The organism is Nitrospira sp., from assembly GCA_037045225.1.
GTDB lineage: Bacteria > Nitrospirota > Nitrospiria > Nitrospirales > Nitrospiraceae > Nitrospira_A.
In genome coordinates, this window is the sequence record JBAOHZ010000009.1 from 3,978,041 (window position 1) to 3,998,333 (window position 20,293).

The 20,293-nt window shown below is 57.1% G+C and carries 19 protein-coding genes; 9 read left to right on the plus strand and 10 right to left on the minus strand.

All coding sequences use genetic code 11. The annotated features are described in order from the left end of the window. Nucleotides 1-25 precede the first annotated feature (25 nt). Genes V9G17_19580 through V9G17_19605 form a run of 6 tightly spaced genes read right to left on the minus strand, consistent with a single transcriptional unit; the run spans nt 26 to nt 8,006 of the window. Complete coding sequence (locus V9G17_19580) at nt 26-1,579, minus strand: Ppx/GppA phosphatase family protein (protein MEI2754800.1); 1,554 nt, start codon at nt 1,577-1,579, stop codon at nt 26-28. After that, nucleotides 1,580-2,251, minus strand: a complete 672-nt coding sequence (phoU, locus tag V9G17_19585; protein ID MEI2754801.1) for a phosphate signaling complex protein PhoU — start codon at nt 2,249-2,251, stop codon at nt 1,580-1,582. A 14-nt stretch (nt 2,252-2,265) separates the two neighbouring features. After that, nucleotides 2,266-3,129 carry a phosphate ABC transporter ATP-binding protein PstB gene (gene pstB / locus V9G17_19590; protein MEI2754802.1) on the minus strand — a complete coding sequence of 288 codons (864 nt, stop codon included), beginning with the start codon at nt 3,127-3,129 and terminating at the stop codon, nt 2,266-2,268. Between the two features lie 17 nt (nt 3,130-3,146). After that, nucleotides 3,147-4,796, minus strand: coding sequence for a phosphate ABC transporter permease PstA (gene pstA, locus V9G17_19595; protein ID MEI2754803.1), 1,650 nt, complete (start codon nt 4,794-4,796; stop codon nt 3,147-3,149). After that, nucleotides 4,789-7,017: an ABC transporter permease subunit gene (locus tag V9G17_19600; GenBank protein ID MEI2754804.1), complete on the minus strand. Its 2,229-nt coding sequence runs from the start codon at nt 7,015-7,017 to the stop codon at nt 4,789-4,791. The genes pstA and V9G17_19600 overlap by 8 nt, the downstream gene beginning before the upstream one ends. Next, nucleotides 7,017-8,006: a phosphate ABC transporter substrate-binding protein gene (locus V9G17_19605; GenBank protein ID MEI2754805.1), complete on the minus strand. Its 990-nt coding sequence runs from the start codon at nt 8,004-8,006 to the stop codon at nt 7,017-7,019. The genes V9G17_19600 and V9G17_19605 overlap by 1 nt, the downstream gene beginning before the upstream one ends. Nucleotides 8,007-8,356: 350 nt before the next feature. On the opposite strand from V9G17_19605, the gene V9G17_19610 reads away from it, so the two are divergent. The 4 genes from V9G17_19610 (at nt 8,357) to V9G17_19625 (ending at nt 11,778) form a co-directional block, all read left to right on the plus strand. Continuing rightward, entirely contained in the window at nt 8,357-9,886 is a 1,530-nt protein-coding gene (locus V9G17_19610) for a hypothetical protein (GenBank protein MEI2754806.1), read from the plus strand. A gap of 75 nt (nt 9,887-9,961) precedes the next feature. After that, nucleotides 9,962-10,495 (plus strand): Slp family lipoprotein, encoded by a 534-nt coding sequence (locus tag V9G17_19615; protein ID MEI2754807.1) that lies wholly within the window; start codon nt 9,962-9,964, stop codon nt 10,493-10,495. 24 nt (nt 10,496-10,519) lie between these two features. Beyond that, nucleotides 10,520-10,840 (plus strand): hypothetical protein, encoded by a 321-nt coding sequence (locus tag V9G17_19620; protein MEI2754808.1) that lies wholly within the window; start codon nt 10,520-10,522, stop codon nt 10,838-10,840. Further along, nucleotides 10,831-11,778 (plus strand): hypothetical protein, encoded by a 948-nt coding sequence (locus tag V9G17_19625; protein ID MEI2754809.1) that lies wholly within the window; start codon nt 10,831-10,833, stop codon nt 11,776-11,778. Before V9G17_19620 ends, V9G17_19625 begins: the two co-directional genes overlap by 10 nt. 30 nt (nt 11,779-11,808) lie before the next feature. Here the strand turns inward: V9G17_19625 and V9G17_19630 are convergent, their stop codons facing one another. Beyond that, entirely contained in the window at nt 11,809-12,846 is a 1,038-nt protein-coding gene (locus V9G17_19630; protein MEI2754810.1) for a substrate-binding domain-containing protein, read from the minus strand. A gap of 274 nt (nt 12,847-13,120) precedes the next feature. Here V9G17_19630 and V9G17_19635 point away from each other — a divergent pair, with 274 nt between their 5' ends. Continuing rightward, the gene (locus tag V9G17_19635) at nt 13,121-13,825 is read left to right on the plus strand and encodes a response regulator transcription factor (GenBank protein ID MEI2754811.1); all 705 of its coding nucleotides are present in this window, start codon (nt 13,121-13,123) and stop codon (nt 13,823-13,825) included. Between the two features lie 109 nt (nt 13,826-13,934). Here the strand turns inward: V9G17_19635 and V9G17_19640 are convergent, their stop codons facing one another. Both V9G17_19640 and V9G17_19645 read right to left on the minus strand, forming a co-directional pair. After that, a complete protein-coding gene (locus tag V9G17_19640) occupies nt 13,935-14,174 on the minus strand; it encodes a hypothetical protein (GenBank protein MEI2754812.1) in 240 nt (79 codons plus the stop codon). A gap of 160 nt (nt 14,175-14,334) precedes the next feature. Then, a complete protein-coding gene (locus tag V9G17_19645; protein ID MEI2754813.1) occupies nt 14,335-14,844 on the minus strand; it encodes a phosphate-starvation-inducible PsiE family protein in 510 nt (169 codons plus the stop codon). 197 nt (nt 14,845-15,041) lie between these two features. Between V9G17_19645 and V9G17_19650 the strand changes: the two genes are divergently transcribed. The 3 genes from V9G17_19650 (at nt 15,042) to V9G17_19660 (ending at nt 17,406) form a co-directional block, all read left to right on the plus strand. Next, nucleotides 15,042-15,236 (plus strand): hypothetical protein, encoded by a 195-nt coding sequence (locus V9G17_19650; protein MEI2754814.1) that lies wholly within the window; start codon nt 15,042-15,044, stop codon nt 15,234-15,236. A gap of 126 nt (nt 15,237-15,362) precedes the next feature. Then, nucleotides 15,363-16,532 carry a PstS family phosphate ABC transporter substrate-binding protein gene (locus V9G17_19655; protein ID MEI2754815.1) on the plus strand — a complete coding sequence of 390 codons (1,170 nt, stop codon included), beginning with the start codon at nt 15,363-15,365 and terminating at the stop codon, nt 16,530-16,532. Between the two features lie 178 nt (nt 16,533-16,710). After that, the gene (locus V9G17_19660; GenBank protein ID MEI2754816.1) at nt 16,711-17,406 is read left to right on the plus strand and encodes a hypothetical protein; all 696 of its coding nucleotides are present in this window, start codon (nt 16,711-16,713) and stop codon (nt 17,404-17,406) included. Nucleotides 17,407-17,804: 398 nt separating this feature from the next. On the opposite strand, the gene V9G17_19665 is transcribed toward V9G17_19660, so the two are convergent. After that, nucleotides 17,805-19,316: a porin gene (locus tag V9G17_19665; protein ID MEI2754817.1), complete on the minus strand. Its 1,512-nt coding sequence runs from the start codon at nt 19,314-19,316 to the stop codon at nt 17,805-17,807. A gap of 261 nt (nt 19,317-19,577) precedes the next feature. Here V9G17_19665 and V9G17_19670 point away from each other — a divergent pair, with 261 nt between their 5' ends. Continuing rightward, nucleotides 19,578-20,267 (plus strand): response regulator transcription factor, encoded by a 690-nt coding sequence (locus tag V9G17_19670; GenBank protein ID MEI2754818.1) that lies wholly within the window; start codon nt 19,578-19,580, stop codon nt 20,265-20,267. The last annotated feature ends 26 nt before the right edge of the window (nt 20,268-20,293 follow it).

The following is a 20,293-nucleotide window of genomic DNA, read 5'->3' on the forward strand; positions in this document are numbered from 1 at the left end:
ACGCCAGGCCGCATAGAACGACGGTTCAGGTGGTTTCGTCGTCCTGGCTTGCCGTGATGAACTGAACCGGTCGCTTGAACACCTTCTCGAATAAATCGCTGCGACCCCGCGCCGCCCAGATTTCCAGCTCGGCATCACCCGAGACCTGCACCGTCATGACGACGGCCTTCCCGAGTTTCACCTCGACGTTCCGTACCACGGAAAACTGGCTTCGATCCAATCCGTCGGCGATACGGAGCAGGGCAGACAGCACATTGATGATGCGTTGGTTCCCTTGCGGTAGCACGGTGAACTCACTGTGTTTCCGGGTGGGAACCGAACGACGGTGGTACCGCGCGACGTTCGCGACCAGATCGATTTCCTCCGCGGTGAATCCGGAGAGATCGCTGTTCTTGATCAGGTAGTAGGCATGTTTGTGATGTTGGCGTGAATTGATCAAATATCCGATATCGTGCAGGATGGCCGCGAACTCCAGCCACTCACGCTCCCGCTGCCCGAATCCGTGCAGAGACGTGGTTTGGTCGAACAGCTGTAACGCGAGTCCGGCGACATGGAGTGCATGCGTCTCGGACACATGACATCGGCGAGCCAGGGCCAGGATGTTCCGTTTTCGGACATCGGGAATGTCCCGCTCGGCTTGAATGCCCTCGTGGTGTCGCTGGATAAAATCGTAAATGATCCCTTCTCGAATCGCCTTATCGCAGATCGTCAGCTCCTGTTTCCGTAACACATCGAGCAGAATTCGAAACACCATTGTCGCAGGAAGCAGGGTATCCACACGCTTGGGATCCAATCCGGGCATGGCCAGCCTGGTTTTGAGCGTGGCACCGGCCAGACGTTTTTCAACGACGGCAATTTCTTTCGCGGAAATGTTCGTGAGATTGAGTTGCTGGAGCGGGCGGCCGGTGCGCTGCAGGTGAATGACTTCGGCGAGATTGCCCGCCATCCCTGAGGTGGCGATGATCTGCTCCACACGTTTCGTCTTATAGGTACCGAGCGCCTGCTTGAGTTGTCGAGTCACGGCGTCTTCCAACTCGTGCAGCATTGCCTTGGAGGGCGGCGTCTTGGTCAAATACAGGTCTTTCAGGCGAATGGCTCCCAACTTGAGGCTACGAGCCTGATAGATCGTGTCCCGGTTTCCGACGATTACCTCGACCGACCCGCCTCCGATATCGATCACAAGGGTCGGTGGCTCAGGGAGAGCCACGCTGTTTTGCACGCCGAGAAAAATCAAGCGAGCTTCTTCTGTGCCCGTGATGACCCGAACCGTCAAGCCAGTCTGCTGCGCGACATGATCCAGAAATTCTCCGCCGTTTCGCGCCTCTCGTACTGCGCTGGTCGCCACGCCCTCAATTCGCTCGTAGCCCTTGTTCCTGGCCAGGGTGACCAGGTTCCGGATGACTTCGAGGCCGCGCATCATCGCCTGATCGGACAGTCGGCGCGACGTGAACACCCCGTCACCGAGACGGGTCATGTCTTTGAAGCGGTCGAGGATTTTGTAGGTGTAGTCCGGCTGAACTTCTGCCAAGACCATATGAATGGAATTGGTGCCGATATCGAGGACGGCCAGCTTGGGCATCTACAGGCTCGCAGAGGGGGCTACGTGTCGGATGTTCTTGCCTTCAACCATGTAGACGACAAGTTCCGCAATATTAGTGGCATGATCGGCAATCCGCTCGAGAGATTTCGCCACGAAAGTGAGCCGGATCGCACGGGTAATGGTACGCGTATCTTCCAGCATAAAGGAGAGCAGTTCGCGAAACAACTGCTCATTCACCTCATCGACAAAATCGTCGTCGACACACACCTTCCGCGCCAACACCGGATCTGAATTCACGAAGGCATCCAGGCAATCCTTGACCATGCGCATCGTCCAGTTGGCCATGCGCGGGATGTCGATATAGGGCTTTAGCTGCGGCTCGCCGTTCAATTCCAGGGCTCGCTGAGCGATGTTCTCGGCCAGGTCGCCCATGCGTTCCAATTCGGACGAAATTTTCATCCCCGTCGTCACAAAGCGAAGATCGCGGGCCGTCGGCTGTTGAAGGGCCAGCAATTGGATGCAGAGCTCGTCGATCTCGACATCCAACGCATTCACATCGTGGTCCTGCTTGATGACGTCGACCGCCAGATCGGAATCCCGCTCCACCAGTGCCTCCAGGGCCTGCTGGATCTGCGACTCGACGAGCCCGCCCATACGGAGCAATGTCTGCTTGAGATGCGCGAGATCTTGATCGAAATGTCGTTGCTTCATCGAGTTCCTTCCGTCTATCCGAATCGACCGGTGATGTAGTCTTCCGTCCGCTTATCGTGCGGGGTCGTGAAGATGGTCTTTGTATCGCCGAACTCCACCAGCTCGCCCATCAGAAAAAATCCGCATTGATCGGAGACACGCGCCGCCTGCTGCATGTTGTGCGTCACGATCACCACGGTGTAGGTATCCTTCAAGGTATAGATTAACTCTTCGATTTTCCCTGTCGCGATGGGATCGAGGGCCGAACAGGGTTCATCCATTAGGATCACGTCGGGCTGGACAGCCAACGCACGCGCGATACACAACCGCTGCTGCTGGCCGCCGGACAGTCCCAACGCGCTCTGCGTGAGCCGGTCTTTGACCTCATCCCAGAGCCCCGCCCCGTGCAAACTATGCTGCACGAGTTCGTCCAGCGACCGCTTATCCTTGGTGCCATGCAGACGCGGTCCATAGGCGACATTGTCGTAGATCGATTTGGGAAACGGATTCGATTTCTGAAACACCATGCCCACACGCTTCCTGAGATCGGTGACGTCGATAGCAGGATCGTAGATGTTCACCCCGTCCAGCTCAACGCGCCCTGTCGCGCGCGCCCCTTCTACCAAGTCGTTCATGCGATTCAGGCAGCGCAGGAGTGTGGATTTTCCGCACCCCGATGGACCGATGAAAGAGGTGACAGAATGGGCCCGTACCGTCAACGAGACATGAAAGAGGGCCTGCCGTTGGCCATAATAGAAGTCAAGATTGCGAATCAACACTTTTGCATCGACTGAGGCTCCATGCGGTTCGTGCGAACGGGTGAACCTTGGTTTGGGAACGGTCGGACGCACTGAATAAGTCGGCGCCGTCTGCGACAGACTACGAGTCGGGTTATCCATACAGGCCCTTTCTGTGATCATACTGCCGATGCGGTAAATTGTCGCCGTAATCGATTACGTAGCCGCACGGCCGCCCAATTCAGCAAGACGACCACGAGGATGAGAATCAGCGTGGTCATATAGACCATCGGCTTCGCCGCCTCGACGTTCGGGGATTGAAACCCCACATCGTAAATATGAAAGCCCAAGTGCATAAACTTCCGGTCGAGATGTAGAAACGGCAGGTACTCGTCCAGCGGAAGGGCAGGGGCCAATTTCACCACTCCGGTCAGCATCAACGGCGCCACTTCCCCGGCAGCTCTGGCCATCGCGAGAATCAGTCCCGTCAAAATTCCCGGCAACGCGCAGGGGAGAATCACATGCCGGAGTGTTTCAAATTTGGTGGCGCCTAGTCCGAGCGACCCTTCCCGAAAATCACGTGGGACCGCAGACAAGCCTTCCTCCGTCGCCACGATCACGACCGGAACCGTGAGCAGCGATAACGTCAGCGAGGCCCAGAGAATGCCACCCGTGCCGAAGGTGGGATTGGGCAATGCCTCGGGAAACAACCATTGATCGATTGTGCCCCCCAGCGCATAGACGAAAAAGGCGAGGCCGAACACGCCGAAGACGATGGATGGCACACCGGCCAGGTTGTTCACCGCAATCCGGACCAGCCTCACCAACGGCCCCTGCTTCGCATATTCCCGCAAATAGACGGCGGCCATCACCCCAAACGGCATGACCGCCATGGTCATGAGAAACACCATCAAGACGGTGCCGAAGATCGCCGGAAAGATACCACCTTCCGTATTGGCTTCACGTGGTTCGCTGGACACAAACAGCCACAGATTATGGACATAGGCCAGGAGCTTTTCAAACCAATGCATCGCGTTCGGCCGACTGACGTCCAACACCTGATCGAGAGAAAGCCGCACCGACCGGCCGGTGGAGAGCGTCAAGAACAAGACTTCCTGCCCGGCCTCCTTGTGCAGCCGCTCAAGTGCCTCAGTCTTGACAAGATAGTCCCGTTCCAACTCGGTCACCTGATCGAGAAGACGCCGGTCTTTGTCGGCATCGCCGGGGGCAAGCGGACCATTCAGCGTCAACGCCTGCCGGGCGAGTCTGGCCTTCTCAATCCGATAGTTGATGGATCCGATTTCCTCTCGCTCCAGATGTTCGATCCGCCGACGCAAGTGATTAGCCTGCTCCACCAACGTCACCACCGTCGACCAGGTGCTCCCGTGTTCACCGTCTGCCGCGTTTCCTTCCACGCCGACAGTGACGCGACCAAAGGCAGGTCCCCACTCACGCCGCTGAACAACGACTAAATCATCGGGTCGCGTGCTCGACACAATATCCGCTTCATTAATCCAGCGATATTCGGCTCCGAACACATCTCGGTTGCCGACCCGATACCGAAACCGACGCTGTCCGGCCGGCGAGTCCGGCGAGACCGAATTGGGGATGACTTCTTCTCCCACGACCTGACCGATCACGGTCTCTTGCGTCCTCAGCCTGGTCTCCTGCAATGCCCCTGGCCAGAACTGGCCCAACCCGTTGATCATAATCAGTGTCAGCATCCCGGCCACCATCAAGAGGCTGAGCGCCACACCGGAGGCCGTCATCCAGACGAACAGTTCCCCGCCTCGCCAGAAGTCCTTCATGCGTGTCGATCGTTCAACCATGGCTGTACTTATCCCGGAGCCGCTGACGAATCAGTTCCGCCAACGAATTGATAATAAACGTGACGATGAACAGGAGCAACGCGGCCAGGAACAATACCCGATAGAGACTACCGCCATGCGGAGCCTCCGGAATTTCCACGGCGATATTGGCTGACAGTGTCCGGAAACCGTTCGCCCAGTTCCAATCCAGAATGGGCGTGTTGCCCGTGGCCATCAGGACGATCATCGTTTCCCCGATCGCGCGCCCAAACCCGATCATCACGGCAGAGAATATTCCCGGGCTGGCAGACAACAACACCAGATGCAGCACCGTTTGCCAACGGGTCGCCCCGAGCGCGAGGGACCCGGCAATTTGGGTCTTCGGCACATTGGAGAGCGCTTCTTCGGCAATACTGTAGATCACCGGGACGATGGCGAACCCCATCACGATCCCGACGATCAGGGCGTTGCGTTGATCGTATTGAATGCCGAGCCGACTCGAGAGCCAGGCCTTGACGTTCCCGTCGAACCACCAGCCTTCGATAGTGGCATTGGCCCAAAGGCACCCGACAATCCCAAGGGCCAGGATAGGAAGCAGCAGCAAGGCTTCCTGACCGTGCGAGAAATGTCGTTTGACGGCGAGCGGACAGAGATACCAGGCGAACGAGGAGGCGACGACGAGCAGGGGCAACACCAGCGCCATAGCGGCGACCGCCGGGAGCATGCGTTCCAGGAGGGGAGCCAGCCAGAGCCCGGCGAGGAAGCCTAACACCACCGTCGGCAAGGCCGCCATGACTTCAATGATCGGTTTAATTTTTGCGCGCAGGTCCTGATGCATGAACTGCGCGGTGCACATCGCGGCCAGGATGGCGATCGGGACGGCGAGAAACAAGGCATACATCGTACCCTTGAGCGTCCCAAATGCCAGCGGAAGCAGGCTGAGTTTCGGCTCCACATCATCCGACCCGGAAGAGGATTGCCACACATACGCCGGGTAATCGTATCCCTCGTACCACACCTTGCCGAAGAGAGTGTCGAGCGTCACTTCAGCATAGGCTGTTTGCACCTGGTACAGAGACAGTTGTCCGGCTGCATCCAACGCGATCAACCCATCGCCTTTCGGCGCGAACCCCACGGCGCGGATCGGAAACTCACCGTTGGCCAGCCGCAACAACGTTTGAGAAGAGGTCGCATGGTGGAGAAAGAGGTTTCCCTTCGTATCTCCGGTCACAAACCCCTTGACCCGCTGAGACGGAGCAAAGGCAGTGATCGGGGCATTGTGAGAGCGGAAGCTATGGATTTGGGTCAGTCTCCAACCGGACGGAGCCTCGGCGCGTCGCACAAGCCCCCAGGTCGACACGGCACCGTCGGCAGATGTGACCACCAGGCTACGGTCTCCGCTCAGAAACCCCAACGTCGAAACGCCCGTCGAAGGCGCAGCGACCGCATAGGTGCCTCTCATCTCCGGCGACCCCGCCTCGGATAGGGCGACATGCACCACTTGCCCTTCCGATGTTCCCACGTACAGATTTTCAAGCAACACATCCAGGGCGAGAGCCGTGATCTTTCCTTCCGGTTGCGGAAGTTCCGTGATGATCGGATGGCTACCCGTCACATCATCCGCCGCGATGCGCACAAGGAGGAGCCGACCTCCCTCGGACAAGAGGGCCAGGAGGCTGCCTTGATCATTGGTCCGATAGGCCAGCTGGACGATGGGACCTTTCGTCAAGGCGATGGGTTGTCCGGCGCGAATGTGCGGACGCTTCCGTCGCTCGCCTTGCTCAGAAAAATCCGTCGTGATGCCGACTTTCAAGAACAGAACTTCCCCGTCGGCCGTGCCCACCGCCAACCGTGGAGTATTGCCGCCACCCGACGCCATCGCCGTAATCCGGCGGTCCTTCACCTGCGCCGGCATGTCCAATGGAATGGGTTGGCCGGATGCCAGATCGAAGAACTGGATGGCTCCCGAGGTGAACACCTGTGCAATCTCACGATGCTCATCGACCGCCACCTGAGCCGGGCCTCCGTCCTCAAGCAGGGCAGGGACACTCAGGCGTTGCGTCAGCTTCGCGCTCGGCGCGGTGAACAACGGGGTGACTTCACGAAACAGAAAGAAAAATATCCCGAGAATGCTGACAATGGTCGCCAGTCCGCCGACGGTAATCACGGCTCGCGCGAGCCGGTCGATCAGGTCTCGCAGATGAACAGGCTTCAACAGTGACCGGAATCGATCCATCATCATTACCGAATCTGGCTCAGCTGCTTCTCAGCCAAGGTGGCATCAACCGGGAAATAGCCATCTCTCAGCACGTCGGATTGCCCTTCTTTGCTATACACGTAGGCCAGAAACTCCTTGACGATGGGCGAGAGTGGTTTTCCCGGGGCCTGATTCACATAGATGTACAAGTAGCGCCACAGCGGATACGTGCCGTTCTTCGTATTCGCCTGAGTAGGCTCGATGAACGGTTGGCCCGGCTTCGCCGCCAGCGGAACCATTCTGACTCCGGATGTGCTATAGCCGATTCCGCTGTACCCGATGCCGTAACGGTCTTCATTGATGCCCTGGACCACCGAAGCTGAGCCCGGTTGTTCCTTCACTTGATCTTTAAAGTCGCCGTTTTTTAGTGCATGTTCCTTGAAGAATCCGTACGTGCCGGACGCAGAATTGCGGCCGTAGAGGCTGATGGGCGCAGCGCCCCAGTCGCCGGTCAATCCGAGCTGCCCCCACTTGTTCAGGTCGACGGCATGGCCCTGCCTCCGGGACTTGGAAAACAACGCATCCACTTCAGGCACTGTCAGTCCCTTGAGCGGATTATCTTTGTTGATGAAGAGCGCGAGGGCATCGACCGCGACGGGATACGGTGTCGGCGGGTAGCCGAACTTCGCTTCAAACGCATCGATCTCGCTCGATTTCATCGTCCGCGACATCGGACCAAGTTGAGCGGTATTTTCAATGAGAGCGGGTGGGGCTGTGCTGGAACCTTTGCCCTCGACCTGAATTTTCACATTGGGATATTGCTTCCGAAATCCTTCGGCCCACAGCGTGATCAAATTGTTTAGGGTATCTGAACCGATGCTGTTGATGGCGCCGGAAATGCCACTGACCTTACTATAAGACTTGAGTCCCTCATCGACTTTTCCCTGCTCGACGGCGGCGACAGGCTCAGCAGCACTGGCACTCCAGAGATTGGTCGTCATGAATGGACCCAATACGGTGAGTGTGACACCCATACAGACTCGACCAGGGGATAGAAACATCTCTGCACTCCTCCCTACAAAGGGTTCATCGCCTATCACGAACGCGACCGATAGCATAGGGGCATGTCGTTGCCCCTCGTTCAGAACCGTGTTAACGCCGTGTTAACTCTTTCTGACCTCCCCCGCCTCACAACGGCCGACGATCTGGACCATAGGCAGATGAACGTATGGTGCAGGTGAGATCGGCGCAGTTAACGATTCTGTAACGCGACAGAAACGCGACCGTGATGGATGGCTGATAGACCTCGGCCAGTAGATCCGTTCATTGCCAGTAGATCCGTTCATTGATTGCGATCATTCGAGATGGTGAGGGAGGAGGCTGTATGAATCTCCGTCGGCGACAAACCATGACCGCGTGTCTGGCCGGAATCTGCCTGTGGAGTGTGGGCGCTCTGGCCTGGGCGGCTGAGAACAGCGTCCTATCGAAAACTCCAGAGCCTGTCTCAACCGTTGCATCAGCGGAGGCTGCGCCCTCTGCGCCTCCCGTATCCCCGGGGGCGACGGTCTTGCCCCCGGGCGGCACCTCCATCGAAGATCTTTTGCTTCAAAAGGGCAGCATTACGATGGATGAGTGGATTCAGATCCGCGCGGAACAGGAATACAGCGGAGCGGAGAGTGCGAGACGAATCGATGCGATTGAAGACTGGAAAACCAGAACTGAGCTCTTGCCGATGTTGCGGGATAAGGTGAACTTCGGGCTGAACGCGCTGCAGTTTCTCTACAGCCACCAGGACGCACATGTCCCGGAAGGCAAGAGCCAGGACAATTTCTCGATTCGGCGATCCGAGCTGTTATTCTGGGGGAGGATCAGCGATACCTTACCTCGTTGGCATGCTCTCATGGAGTTTCAGAGCATTAACTTCGGACGTGAAACCCCTGCGGGAGGCAGCGGCGCCGCGACAGGGCAGCCGATTGCCGCCACCTTTTTTCGGGAATCATATATCGACTTTCGTCCCTTCCAATCCTGGGCGCCCTATATGAACTTCATTCGTATGGGCATTTTCCGGATGCCCTTTGGCATATTCACGGAGACGTCCGGCGGTCTCCGCGACATCATCAGTTCCCCGTACCTCACCTCGGTGGGTAGCGGCAACGGCAACCGGACCGGATCGGCAGGCAGCATCGATTTCCTGCAGGAACGGGATTTCTTCGTCGATGTCCGCGGAAAACTCTTCAATCGGCTTGAGTACGTGGCCGGCATCATGAACAACAACAACTTCCATGCGAATGCGACGGGAGCCAACGCCCCGAAGAGCTTCTACACCCGTGTTCGCCTCTTCGGTACGGACGTGTCCTGGATCAGCTTTACCACCATTCAGGGGGAATCGAACAACGCCAACACCAATATCAACGGGCGAGGCAAGGGAGCCTTCGATCGGTACGGGCTCGATTTTCGCTATACCTCGAAAATCATTCCTGGCTTCCTGGTGCAGGGCGAATGGTGGCAAGGACATGATGGGTCCAACCAGACGACGGTCGGCCGGCCGGCCAACGGAGCCTGCCTCGATCAATCGCTCTGCGGAGGATCCGGCGCACCCGGCGCCCAACGACGTACCTGGTACGTACTGGCAAAATATTTGATTTCCGACGGTCCCTTGCAAAACTGGGAACCGACCGTCATGTACGAACAATTCGACCCCAGCACCAGCATGTCCAACGACCTGTACACGAGAACCATTCTTGGCCTCACGTATTACTTTGAAAATTTTCCTCCGAAAGTTCAATCTAAGATTCAGTTCAATTATGAATTCAGGCACCACCAGGGAAACGGGCCGGGCGTGGCGTACGATACGACCTTCGATGCCTTCGCGCAGAATGCATTCCTCGTCCAATTCCAGATCCGATTCATGTAGTGTGCGGACTGGCCGAATCCACGATCAGTTCCCTGCGGTTGCAACTCGGCAGGGCAAGGAGTAAGGAGGAGAGTCATGACTCGTTACGGTGGAAGCGTGCTCCTGGTCATCGGGCTTGCGCTGGCGGCCTGTGGACCGCCTCAGATTTTTCCACGCGCCCTCATGGACGGCGTGGAAACAAACTTCGATTTCACCGCTTGGCGTAACGTGCCGAATGCCCAAACCGACCGGAAGGTTCAACTCGGTGGACGCATTGTGCAAACCAATAGGGAGAAGGACGGACTCGTGATCATCGTCACCCAGTTGCCGATTGTCGAACAGCCGGCCTATGGGCCGAAGGATAATCGCAAGCGTTCCGGTGAGTTTGCCGTTGTGTACCCAGGCGCCCTCGATCCTAAATGGCTGGCACCGGGACATCGGCTGGTTGTCATCGGCACAACCGCGCAAGCCAAGGCGGTCATGGTGGACGACGTGCAGCGCAGTTTGCCTTCTCTGATCGCCGAATGTGTGCACGTGTGGAGAACTGCAGGACGGGAGATCTCCGACTTTCCCTACAATACCGGCGGCGGTTATGAGCCATTGGGGGAAGAAACTCACTGTGCCCCCTGAGCCCACGAAGAGTGGGCGCTGCCTATGAAGATGTCGAGACGACGCCTCGGATATTGTCTGCTCCCGATTCTGCTGGCCGGAACCATCGGCTGCACCCACGAAGCCACCTTCGTCCGGGAGACAGATCAGGGCGGCCTCGTCTCCTATCCGTTCCAAAGCGATGCCGAAGTCCTCGCCTCCTCAGGCCGCCGCGACGCGATCCAACGGATGGCCGAGAAATGTCCGAAGGGCTCGCGCATCGTGCGGGAGGGAGAACTTCCCAAAGTGAGTAAGGCTGCCGATCGAGCGTGGCGGGGCCAGATGGGGATGGACCGCCTGTGGGGAATTGAATTCGTATGCGGGTAATCGAGGGCCGACGCAGTCGCATCCGGATTACGTGGAGTCTCGCCATTGCCATAGGAGGCGGTGTTCTTCTGCTCGCGGGTTGTCAATTGTTCGACAACCAACGACTCCTCTTCGATGAACGTGGTGTGAGAATCGGCATTGAGAACGATCCATCCGTGCACCGTGCGTCCCCGCCCACGTTGAACGAGCATCCGGGACACCTGACCCCTGAAGAGATTCAGGCCTTGCTGGGAGCCGTTCGTGTCAGCGGATGGAGCGGCACCGTCGTCGGCTGGTTCGACCAACCCAGGCCTATTCCACTCTTTGATGAGGCAGATCTTCAGGCCATTGCCAGGCCGATCTCCGACGCCGTGCAACAAGCCTCACCTACCGAACGCATCGTATTTTCTCTTTCGAATCCACAATCCGCGTATGGCGATGCAACCACCGGAGCGCTGTTCCTCCGGCATGCACTTCTGCACCTGGTTGTCACCGATCATAAAGCCTTCCCTCGAGCGGACACCGCAGGGGGAGATGAAAAGGACCTTCGGGACACGAAAGGGATGATCTTGAGTCTCCCGCGTCCTTATCAAGCCGCGGTGCTTCGCGATGCAGACGAACCGGACTGGGCGCCATTTGAACGAGTGCATCTCTCGATGCAAGTGAAGGAGATGCTGGCTCAAGCGAACCGAAGCGTGACTGGCGCGGGAGCAATCCCCGAACAGGCTCAGGTGCAGATGAAGTCTCAGCCTGCCCTGGCAAGCGAGCCAACCACGGCTTCACAGGAGCTCCGACTGCAGATCCGCGAATTGACCCAGTCGAATCTCGATCTCCGCGATCGACTCAATCAGCAAACCGAACAGCTGCAAGAATTGAAGGAGGAACTGACCAAGATGCGTCGAGAGTCGGAGGGCGCCAAATCGAAACGGTCTCCATCCAGAAAACCAGCCACGCCATGAACCTTGCGGAAGTAGATCCGCTCAGCCGACCTATTCTTTTCCTGCTGCAGGGGGATGCGGGGTAAATCCCAGGGCAACCGACAACTTTTCCACCTGATCGAGCGGTAGGGGATAGAAACCGGCTCGCGCCACAGACTCCTGTCCTTCCCGGCTCTTGACGAACTCCAGGAATTCCTGCACCGCCGGCGATAATGGCGTGCCAGGTTCCTTATTGAGATACAAGTAGAGGAGGCGGCGAAGAGGGTAGCTCTGATCGGCGACGGTGGCGGCCGACGGAGTAATCAACGGCATGCCCTCGCTTTCAGCCAACGGCAGGATCCGCACGCTGGAGGCCTGGAGCCCGATCCCGCTATACCCGATGCCCAACTGATCCCGACTCAGCGCCAGAATCACCGACGCCGCTCCCGGCTCCTCATGCAGGGTCGGCTTGAACTCTCCGCCGGCTAACACATGTTCCTGAAAAAACGCTCTGGTGCCAGACTTGCGATCTCGTCCATAGGATTGGATCGGAGCCGTCTCCCAACCATGGTCGAGGCCTAAGTCGCCCCACACCCTGATATCGTGTTTATACCCGCGTTGGCGAGCCGTCGAAAAAATGGCATCTGCCTGGTCCAGCGTCAACCCGGTCAGTGGATTGTCTTTGTGCACGTATAAGGCGACGGCATCGATTGCAATTGGAACGGCCAGAGGCTCGTAGCCTCGCGCCGAGGAGAATTTCTGTTTCTCCGCATCCAACAACTCCCGGGAACTGCTCACCAACAGGATTTGTTTCGCCCGCTCCTCTTTCACGACGATCCGGCCAGGCTGAGGAGGTTCGATAAACTCCGCAATCGCCTTGGCAGATCCGCCCGCCTTCAGGTCGATGGTGATCTTGGGTTGCCGAGATTGAAAGTCACTGACAAGCCGGCGCATCAGCGCATGCATGGTGTCGGATCCTTGGACGCGAAACCCACCCACCACTTGAGATTTCGGGCTATATCGCTCGAGGCCGGGATCAACCATGACCCCCGCGAACGGTCCGCTTTGCTCTGCCTGAGTCGGATGGAACCCGCCCAGCACCAGCAACATTGCAGCGCACACTATCCGGATCCCGGACATCGTCCGCCTCGAAAACGGAGTCTGCAGTCTGTTGTCGGAAGAGACCATTTCCTGCCTCCTATCAATCGAGCCATCGAAACAATTTATATGTCGCCCAAACGGTAAACCCATCAGATTGCCGCAGGAACACGGTCATGTTAGGGAATTGTTAACTTTCCCTCCCTGGTCTCAAGTTACACAAGTTAACAGCACGGTAAAACTCGCGAGAAAGAACGGAAACATCTCCGCCCTACCATTGCGACCAATGACCACGTCGATCGTCCAAATCATTGAAGACGAGCCGCTCCACGCCGACCTGTTGGACCGCGCCTTGCGTCAGGCTCACTTCGCCACGACGCTTGCGAAGGATGGCGAGAGCGGTTGGAGGGATGCGCAACGACTGCAGCCCTCGTTGATTCTCCTCGACCTCATGTTGCCGGGGCTGAGCGGCCATGAAGTCTGCCGGTTGGTCCGACGTACGCCTACGACGCGCCATATCCCCATCATCATGCTGACGGCCGTCGGGTCAGAAGCAGACCGCATTGCCGGCCTTGAGATGGGAGCAGACGACTACGTGGTGAAGCCGTTCAGCCCGAGGGAGGTCGTGTCCCGCGTTCAGGCTGTGCTGCGCAGGGTTAATGAGACACGTCGTGAGGACCCTGTTCTGTTTTCCGATACCTCCATCACAATGGAAGGGCCTTACTTCGTCCTAACCTTGCAGCAACGGCAAATCACCGTCTCGAGCACGGAACTGAAGCTGCTTCAGTACCTGGTGACTCGAGATGGGGAATTAGTGCGCGACGATGAATTGTTGACGCTTCCAGGCGAGGAGTTCGGGAACACGAGCAGAGAGGAACTGGATCACCGTGTGCGTTTTCTCCGACGAAAACTGGAAAACAGCGGGACGGGATCGATTGAGATTTTACCGGGGTCTCGTTATCGCTTCCTGGCCCATCCGAGGCCGACCTGAGACTTCCGGCAGGACTACCGCCTCATTCGGAACGCTGCGGTACTCAACCACGACCATTCGGCAGGGCCAGGCTCTCCCAAGATGTCAGTTGAGACCCGTCACACGTGGATCAACCGGCGCAGGCTAAGACCCGCGCCTTCGACCTGATCCGTTCGATCTCATACTCGAAGCCTCTTCGAAGCAGGATGATCTCTCCGCGCCGGCTCAGCTCGTCGACGGTCTTAAAGACCTGGTTCCAGCTGAGCTCCGGCAGCAGGGTCACGACCTGCTCCAGCGTTAGCGATCTTCGATCGTGTAACAAGTCGAGAATGAGTCCGTCGCTGCATTGAGAAGTAGACGGGGAGACCATAGCAAATCCTCCTGGGTGAAAGTTCTGGTCTTTCGCCACTGCACACTCACGCGAAGGTCGGGTACACAGGCTTCCATAACCTCCACAGTCCTCCTTGCCTGTGTCTTTGGCATCAGCGCCGGATAAAGTTTGGGTAAATTTATGCCGCACGTCTATGCCGCTAAAAGCCTTCTCGGCTCGCCGTGAATTCCTTGCTGCTTCCGTCGCCCTGCGCGGGCGAGCAACGCACCGCCACCACTCGAATAGCTCCGAGTGCCAGGAGAATGGCCCCGAGCGAAAGCAGCTTGGCCTGATCGGCCTCCTTGAACCAGAGAGAAATGATTTCCGTCAGCATGACCACCAAGATCGTATCGACGATAAAGGTAACTTTGACGCGGCCTTCGGAGAAATAGGTCAACGTGGTCTTGAAGACTTCCACCACCGCGAGAAGGATCAATGTATCCACGATAATCTGGCGCAGACCGATTTCAACCGGCAGATCAAACAACAGCCGGATGTCCAGGAAGGTCTTGATCACCCCGCCGGTCAGGGCGATGAGGATCGTCAGAATGAGCAGACTGAGGACCGCCTTGATCCCTTTCATCCAGAGTTCGGTGAGGTCGGTGTCGATGGCCCGCCCGATCAGATCGGAGAACCGGTGAGCACGAGGCTCAAAATTCATAAACATCATGTTTCACACTCCTTGATTGGGAGGGCACGTTTCCTCTCAACGGCACGGTTCGACTACTCATGCTTGATCATGATGGACCACAACCCTAGAAAGAGGCCGACCAGCAAGATCATGGCAAGGTGGAAGGTGTCAGTTGAGAATTGTGATGTCATGAGGTCGGCAGCCTGCATCAAGAGCCCTCCTGCTTAGAGAGAAGAATGTCACTCATCAAGGTGTCGTACCTGATCGACTATAACGAGGCGCTGTTCCAGGAAGGTCATTGCTTGGTTACAGCGTTGTTACTTCTGAAGAAGTGGCTCGGGAGTCTCTGTGGATACCGTCGCGTACCCAACCTCAGCGGGCGACTGTGTGCAAACCCGATCACGCATGCCCAAGAGTTAACACTGAGTTAACATCTCGCTAATTGACCGGCAATTCAGCACGGGTATCCTGGCATCGATTAAAGAGAACATGTGGCCGTTTCGACTCAAGCGAACAATCCAATGAGCAGCATCCATCACTTCATTCGGAGGCATCAGATGACAAGACTGCAGCAGACAGGTTTCAACCACCCCCGTAGCGCTCGTTCGCTGTTCACTGCGCTGGCCGCCGTCGCGATGCTGGCTGTATCCGGAGGCTATGCCGGGGCAGAACATGCTGGCCTCAACGCTGCTGGAGTGCCGACGGTCGATCCTGCGATCGAGCCCTATACCAACCATAATGGGTTACATGGCAAGCTCAGCATTGCAGGATCGGACACGATGAGACCGTTGATTTCGAAGTTGTCCGCGCAATTCTTGAGCCTCCACCCCGGGGCGCAGATTGCGGTGGAAGGAACGGGATCGAGTGCGGCCATCCGAGAGTTCTTGTTAGGCCTCTCGTACCAACGCCGCGGGGATAAAGTCCAAAGCCGAGGGACGGCAGGATCCAACGCTGTTGAATTGCTCGCTTCGTCCCGTCAGTTGACGGAAGAAGAGCAGAAGGGGTTTGAGTTCAACTATGGTTATCGCGCGCTTGAAGTGCCGATTGCGATGGATGCCGTTGCGATCTATGTACACAAGACCAACCCGATTCAACATTTGACGCTGGCACAAATCGATGGCATCTTCGGCAAAGACCACAAGCGAGGAGGAGCCGCCATCACCAACTGGAGCCAAGTCGGACTCCCGGAGGCATCAGTGTCGCAACAGCCCATCCACCTATACGGCCGTGACAAGCGGTCCGGCACCAGGGAATTCTTCAAGCATGTCGCCCTCAAGGACGGAGACCTAATCGACGCGGTGATGGAACAACCGGGCTCCGCTTCCGAAATCATTGCCATTGCACAAGACCCTCTGGCTATCGGATATGCAGGGGCCGGATTCAACATTTCTGACGTACGCCAAGTGCCGATCGCTTCACAACCTGATCAAACGGCTCTCTTGCCGTCGGTGGACACCGTCACTTCCGGCACCTACCCCTTGGGACGATCCTTGTATCTCTATGTGAAAAAGAATCCCAACGACAAGCTGGACCCCTTCGTGGCGGAATTCCTTTCCTTCGTGAACAGCCGACAGGGACAAGAGACCGTAGCGCGGGCGAGTTTCTATCCGCTGACCCGCACTCAAGTGGCAAAAAACCTACAGGATTTGGGTCTCTTGAAAGGGGCGATGGTCGGCACGCCCGCAACAAAGCTGGAGATGCAAGTCGCAGAACAGATGGCACGCTAAAGATCATTGCACAGCCCTTCGCTGGCACGACCTACCGAGGAGCGGCCTTTGGATAAAAGGCCGCTCCTCATTTTCAGTTCAGGTCTGCTAACATGTCGTTCCTCCGTTCGGGAGGAACGCCGTCGTCACAACGTATTCTCGCTCCTCATAGCATGAGGCATTCAGCGGAGATGAATCGATGAAACGCACCCTTGTTCGGACTCTGCTCTGTTCTACTGTGATCATCTTGACCGTTCAGTTCGGATGCAGTAGTCTGCCGCCGCCTCGAACGTCCTATCAAGACCCCATTACCTCCATACGTCTCTACATCGATGAACGTGCCGACACTGGACACAGCCATCCTGGCCAGGTCCGCCCCGATCAGATGGCTCGCGTGCTCGGCGGCCTCCGTGTCGTGCCGCGCTCAGGATATATCAGCTCATTGGTCACCGGACAACCGCAGGCAAACCCCGCCTTCTCATCCAGTGAAATCCAGATGCTGGCGCCGCGCCTCAGCGCGGCATTGGCCGAAGCCACTCCCCAGGAAGTCGTCACCTTCTATCGTCGCGTCTCCGATGCAAGCGTGGGCTTGGCCATCACCTCCGGAGGCATGTTTCTCCAAGACAACGTTCTGTATGTGGTGCTGGCGAACAACCGGAATTTGCCGACCGAGGGAATGAACCAGAACATGGTGACCGATTTTGATCCGATTGAAAGTCCACTGATTCCCATTTCCCGCACAAGTTTTCGTGTCGAATTTACCCCGCCGACAGCCATCGTGCCGCGGGATGAGCGCCAGTCTTGGCCGTATATCGACCAAGGCCGCATACTGGCCATCGACCTGCAGCAACTGAACCGCGATCTGAAGTCGGCGCCGCCGGCCGCTAAACCCTGACCCTCAATTCGTTCTACCGGCCTGGATTTCGGTCTTGAACGACACTGCTCCTTCCGGAAACTCCGGTCTCCTCCTCACTCGCGCGGAGCCTGGCTGGATCCTCGCTTGGACGGTAGCCTCCTCCCAATTTGTGGCGCACACCGAATGGTTCGTGAGCAACGGTAGGCCTAGGGCAAATCGCCTGCCTCTGTTGCTTGCGTGTGAGCCTGCCGACGGTCCTCTTGGTCAGCGTCGCCGTCACTGAGTATGCCAGCGCGTCAGAGACGAGAAGAGCCTTGTTTAACCGACCAAGAGAGAGGGGAAGCAGAAAGAAGGTGGTGGCAAGAAGCAGGTGAGAGACGGGGGGAGCCCGGAGTGTGTCAGCCTCCGGACTCCCTCAACCTCACGGTACGAGGCGTCTAGTTCCAGAACCATTGCGCTTGGAATCGCAATTGTGAGGCGTCAAAGTCGCTCTGTGCACGGTTGGCTACCAAGGTGCTGTTCAGACCGTCTTTAAACACCCAGTCTGCCGTCATGCGGAAATGTGTGTCAGGCTCCCATACCAGGCCGAGGTTCCAGGTCCTGGACTGGCCGTCCGGAGCTCCGTTCAATGTTTTGAACCCGCCATAGTACTCACCGTAACGAACATAAGGGGTCAACATACCCACATCCGAATAGCGCCACGTATAATAACCTTGGACGTACCCACCCACTATGCTGCTCTCCTCGATAAAGTTGGTTTGGCCGTTTCGCTTAGGGCCGCGTCCGACGGTAAACTCCGCCAAAAGCCCCCAGGGCTGGGGAGGGGTCCAGACGTAGGCGGTGACACGTTGATCTTTAATATCGCAGCCTCCTTCTGACGTCAGGGGACTAATACATCTCGCCGAACTCGCGACATTCGGTTGGCTCGCTCCCTGCACGGCAAACACTCCGTGAAAACCGAGGACGCCGGCTTCCAGTAGTCGCCCGTTCGGAAACTGAAACGGATAGGCCAGTTTGGCTCCGATATGCTTATCGTGATTGAGTTCCAATCGATTCCGAGTTTGTCCATTATAAACCATGACGCCGAAGACACCGTAATCGCCAGGCCCGTTATGGTAGGCCGCGAGTTGCGCAAACCGCTCCTGCGCAGTCTTTGGACTCCAGTAATAGGCGATACCCAGATCTCGTTCTCCCGGCGCTCCACTCTGGACCGATTCGTGCCGATCCATTTCCTGCCGGTTGGTGCTCGATCGGTACGTATCGAAGGCGTTGGGAACCCGATGGAGACCCCATCGAATCCGATGCACTTTATCTTTCGTGAGGTAGAAGTCTGAATAGGCGTCGATGATTTCTCTGTTCGATAATTCTTGCTGGCCGCCTTCCAATGCGAACTGCATGAAAAACGCCACGCGTTCCGACACCTGCCCCTGAAAGACGAGACGGAGCCGTCTGGCGTAAAATTCGTTGCCCTGTTGATCACCGAAACTATCGTTTAGGGGTATATCGAACCGCCTATCGGTCGCGCCCATATTGTATTTGAATTGCATGTACCCGGTGACGCGAATCCGCTCGTACCAACGGGGATTGCCGGCCATCTGCAATTCTGCCGACTGTTCAAAAATGCGGCGTTCTTCTTCAGCCTTGAGGCGTATCCAGTCTTCCTGAGTGATCACACCCTTCTCCAGCAAGAGGCTCTCGAGCGATGTACTCTCGATCGAGAGGCGCTGACCAGATGTTTCCCGGTCGATATTATTCGCGGCGGGTATGACTTGAGGCCCGGTCTCCATGGCGGATAGTGCCTGGCTCGATTGAACGGGCGCTTGAGCGAATAGCTTTGGCATAGGTTCTTCCGAACCGGCTGACACCTCCAGCGGCAACATCGAGAGAGTCCCACCGATGCAGAGCGTCACCACGAACCATTTCAAAACACACATTCCGCCGTACTTCATTCATCCCTCCTCATTGTGTGATACGTGTACCCGTCAGCCTGTAATGTTTGCCCGCAGCACGAATGCTAAACACAGACGATCTGCACGCGGCGAGTATCCATCTGCTTCGTGACACAGCTGTCACCGATAGATTAAGACGCTGTAAACACAATCCGAGGATGAGCAATAGCAAGAGAATTTACAGGCATGTAACATGCCGATTACCCGTCAACAACCAGACAACGCTATGTTGCGACATCAATCCATGAGGGGGTCACAAACATGGCCGACATAGCGAAGGCTCTTCTTCTCGTGAGCGCCGACAAGGTTGCGGCCGGCGCTCTGGCGAAACTGTTTGAGGCGAACGGCTACAACCTCAGCGTCGCGGCGACACAGGAATCGGCGCTGAGCGCGATCCGTCGGCTACCGCCGGCGCTGATTCTTCTCGATCGACAGATCATTCTTAAAGAAGCCGCATGCCGAGACCAGTTCCCTCCTGCTATTCCAATCATTGTCATTCAGCCGTTCGACAAGTCATGTGACCAGGATGAATGTCTCGCCGAGTTGGATGCCGGATTCGACATGGTGTTCTGTTCTCCTCACTATCGTGAACTGCTCGCGCATATCCGAGCCATGCTTCGTCGACAACACATGACATCTGCGCCTCCGTCCGTATTGCGTGCGGATAATCTTGCAATGGATATTGCCCGGCATGAAGTCACGGTCGGAGGAAGGCACGTCGAACTGACACCGAAAGAGTTTCGAATCCTCCATCAGTTTCTCCTGTCTCCCGGGGTGGTGTTGTCGCGGCAGGGGCTGCTCAATCGGGTGTGGGGCGAAGAGTACGCGCTCGAAGAACATGCGCTGGATGTACACATCCATTCGTTGCGTCAAAAGATCGAGGCCGATCCTTCCAAGCCGATGTTCATCGTCACGATTCGAGGGGTAGGATACAAACTCCAGAGCTGCTGACCGTTTTCTTTCGGCTCTCTCTTTCC

Excerpts from the sequence above, each read along its gene's own strand:
- pstA (MEI2754803.1), bottom strand. The coding sequence starts at position 4,796 with ATGGTTGAACGATCGACACGCATGAAGGACTTCTGGCGAGGCGGGGAA.
- V9G17_19635 (MEI2754811.1), top strand. The coding sequence starts at position 13,121 with ATGACCACGTCGATCGTCCAAATCATTGAAGACGAGCCGCTCCACGCC.
- V9G17_19640 (MEI2754812.1), bottom strand. The coding sequence starts at position 14,174 with ATGGTCTCCCCGTCTACTTCTCAATGCAGCGACGGACTCATTCTCGAC.
- pstB (MEI2754802.1), bottom strand. The coding sequence starts at position 3,129 with ATGGATAACCCGACTCGTAGTCTGTCGCAGACGGCGCCGACTTATTCA.
- V9G17_19615 (MEI2754807.1), top strand. The coding sequence starts at position 9,962 with ATGACTCGTTACGGTGGAAGCGTGCTCCTGGTCATCGGGCTTGCGCTG.
- V9G17_19605 (MEI2754805.1), bottom strand. The coding sequence starts at position 8,006 with ATGGGTGTCACACTCACCGTATTGGGTCCATTCATGACGACCAATCTC.
- phoU (MEI2754801.1), bottom strand. The coding sequence starts at position 2,251 with ATGAAGCAACGACATTTCGATCAAGATCTCGCGCATCTCAAGCAGACA.
- V9G17_19645 (MEI2754813.1), bottom strand. The coding sequence starts at position 14,844 with ATGATGTTTATGAATTTTGAGCCTCGTGCTCACCGGTTCTCCGATCTG.
- V9G17_19580 (MEI2754800.1), bottom strand. The coding sequence starts at position 1,579 with ATGCCCAAGCTGGCCGTCCTCGATATCGGCACCAATTCCATTCATATG.
- V9G17_19600 (MEI2754804.1), bottom strand. The coding sequence starts at position 7,017 with ATGATGATGGATCGATTCCGGTCACTGTTGAAGCCTGTTCATCTGCGA.
- V9G17_19665 (MEI2754817.1), bottom strand. The coding sequence starts at position 19,316 with ATGAAGTACGGCGGAATGTGTGTTTTGAAATGGTTCGTGGTGACGCTC.
- V9G17_19655 (MEI2754815.1), top strand. The coding sequence starts at position 15,363 with ATGACAAGACTGCAGCAGACAGGTTTCAACCACCCCCGTAGCGCTCGT.
- V9G17_19630 (MEI2754810.1), bottom strand. The coding sequence starts at position 12,846 with ATGTTGCTGGTGCTGGGCGGGTTCCATCCGACTCAGGCAGAGCAAAGC.
- V9G17_19660 (MEI2754816.1), top strand. The coding sequence starts at position 16,711 with ATGAAACGCACCCTTGTTCGGACTCTGCTCTGTTCTACTGTGATCATC.
- V9G17_19610 (MEI2754806.1), top strand. The coding sequence starts at position 8,357 with ATGAATCTCCGTCGGCGACAAACCATGACCGCGTGTCTGGCCGGAATC.
- V9G17_19620 (MEI2754808.1), top strand. The coding sequence starts at position 10,520 with ATGAAGATGTCGAGACGACGCCTCGGATATTGTCTGCTCCCGATTCTG.
- V9G17_19670 (MEI2754818.1), top strand. The coding sequence starts at position 19,578 with ATGGCCGACATAGCGAAGGCTCTTCTTCTCGTGAGCGCCGACAAGGTT.
- V9G17_19650 (MEI2754814.1), top strand. The coding sequence starts at position 15,042 with ATGTCACTCATCAAGGTGTCGTACCTGATCGACTATAACGAGGCGCTG.
- V9G17_19625 (MEI2754809.1), top strand. The coding sequence starts at position 10,831 with ATGCGGGTAATCGAGGGCCGACGCAGTCGCATCCGGATTACGTGGAGT.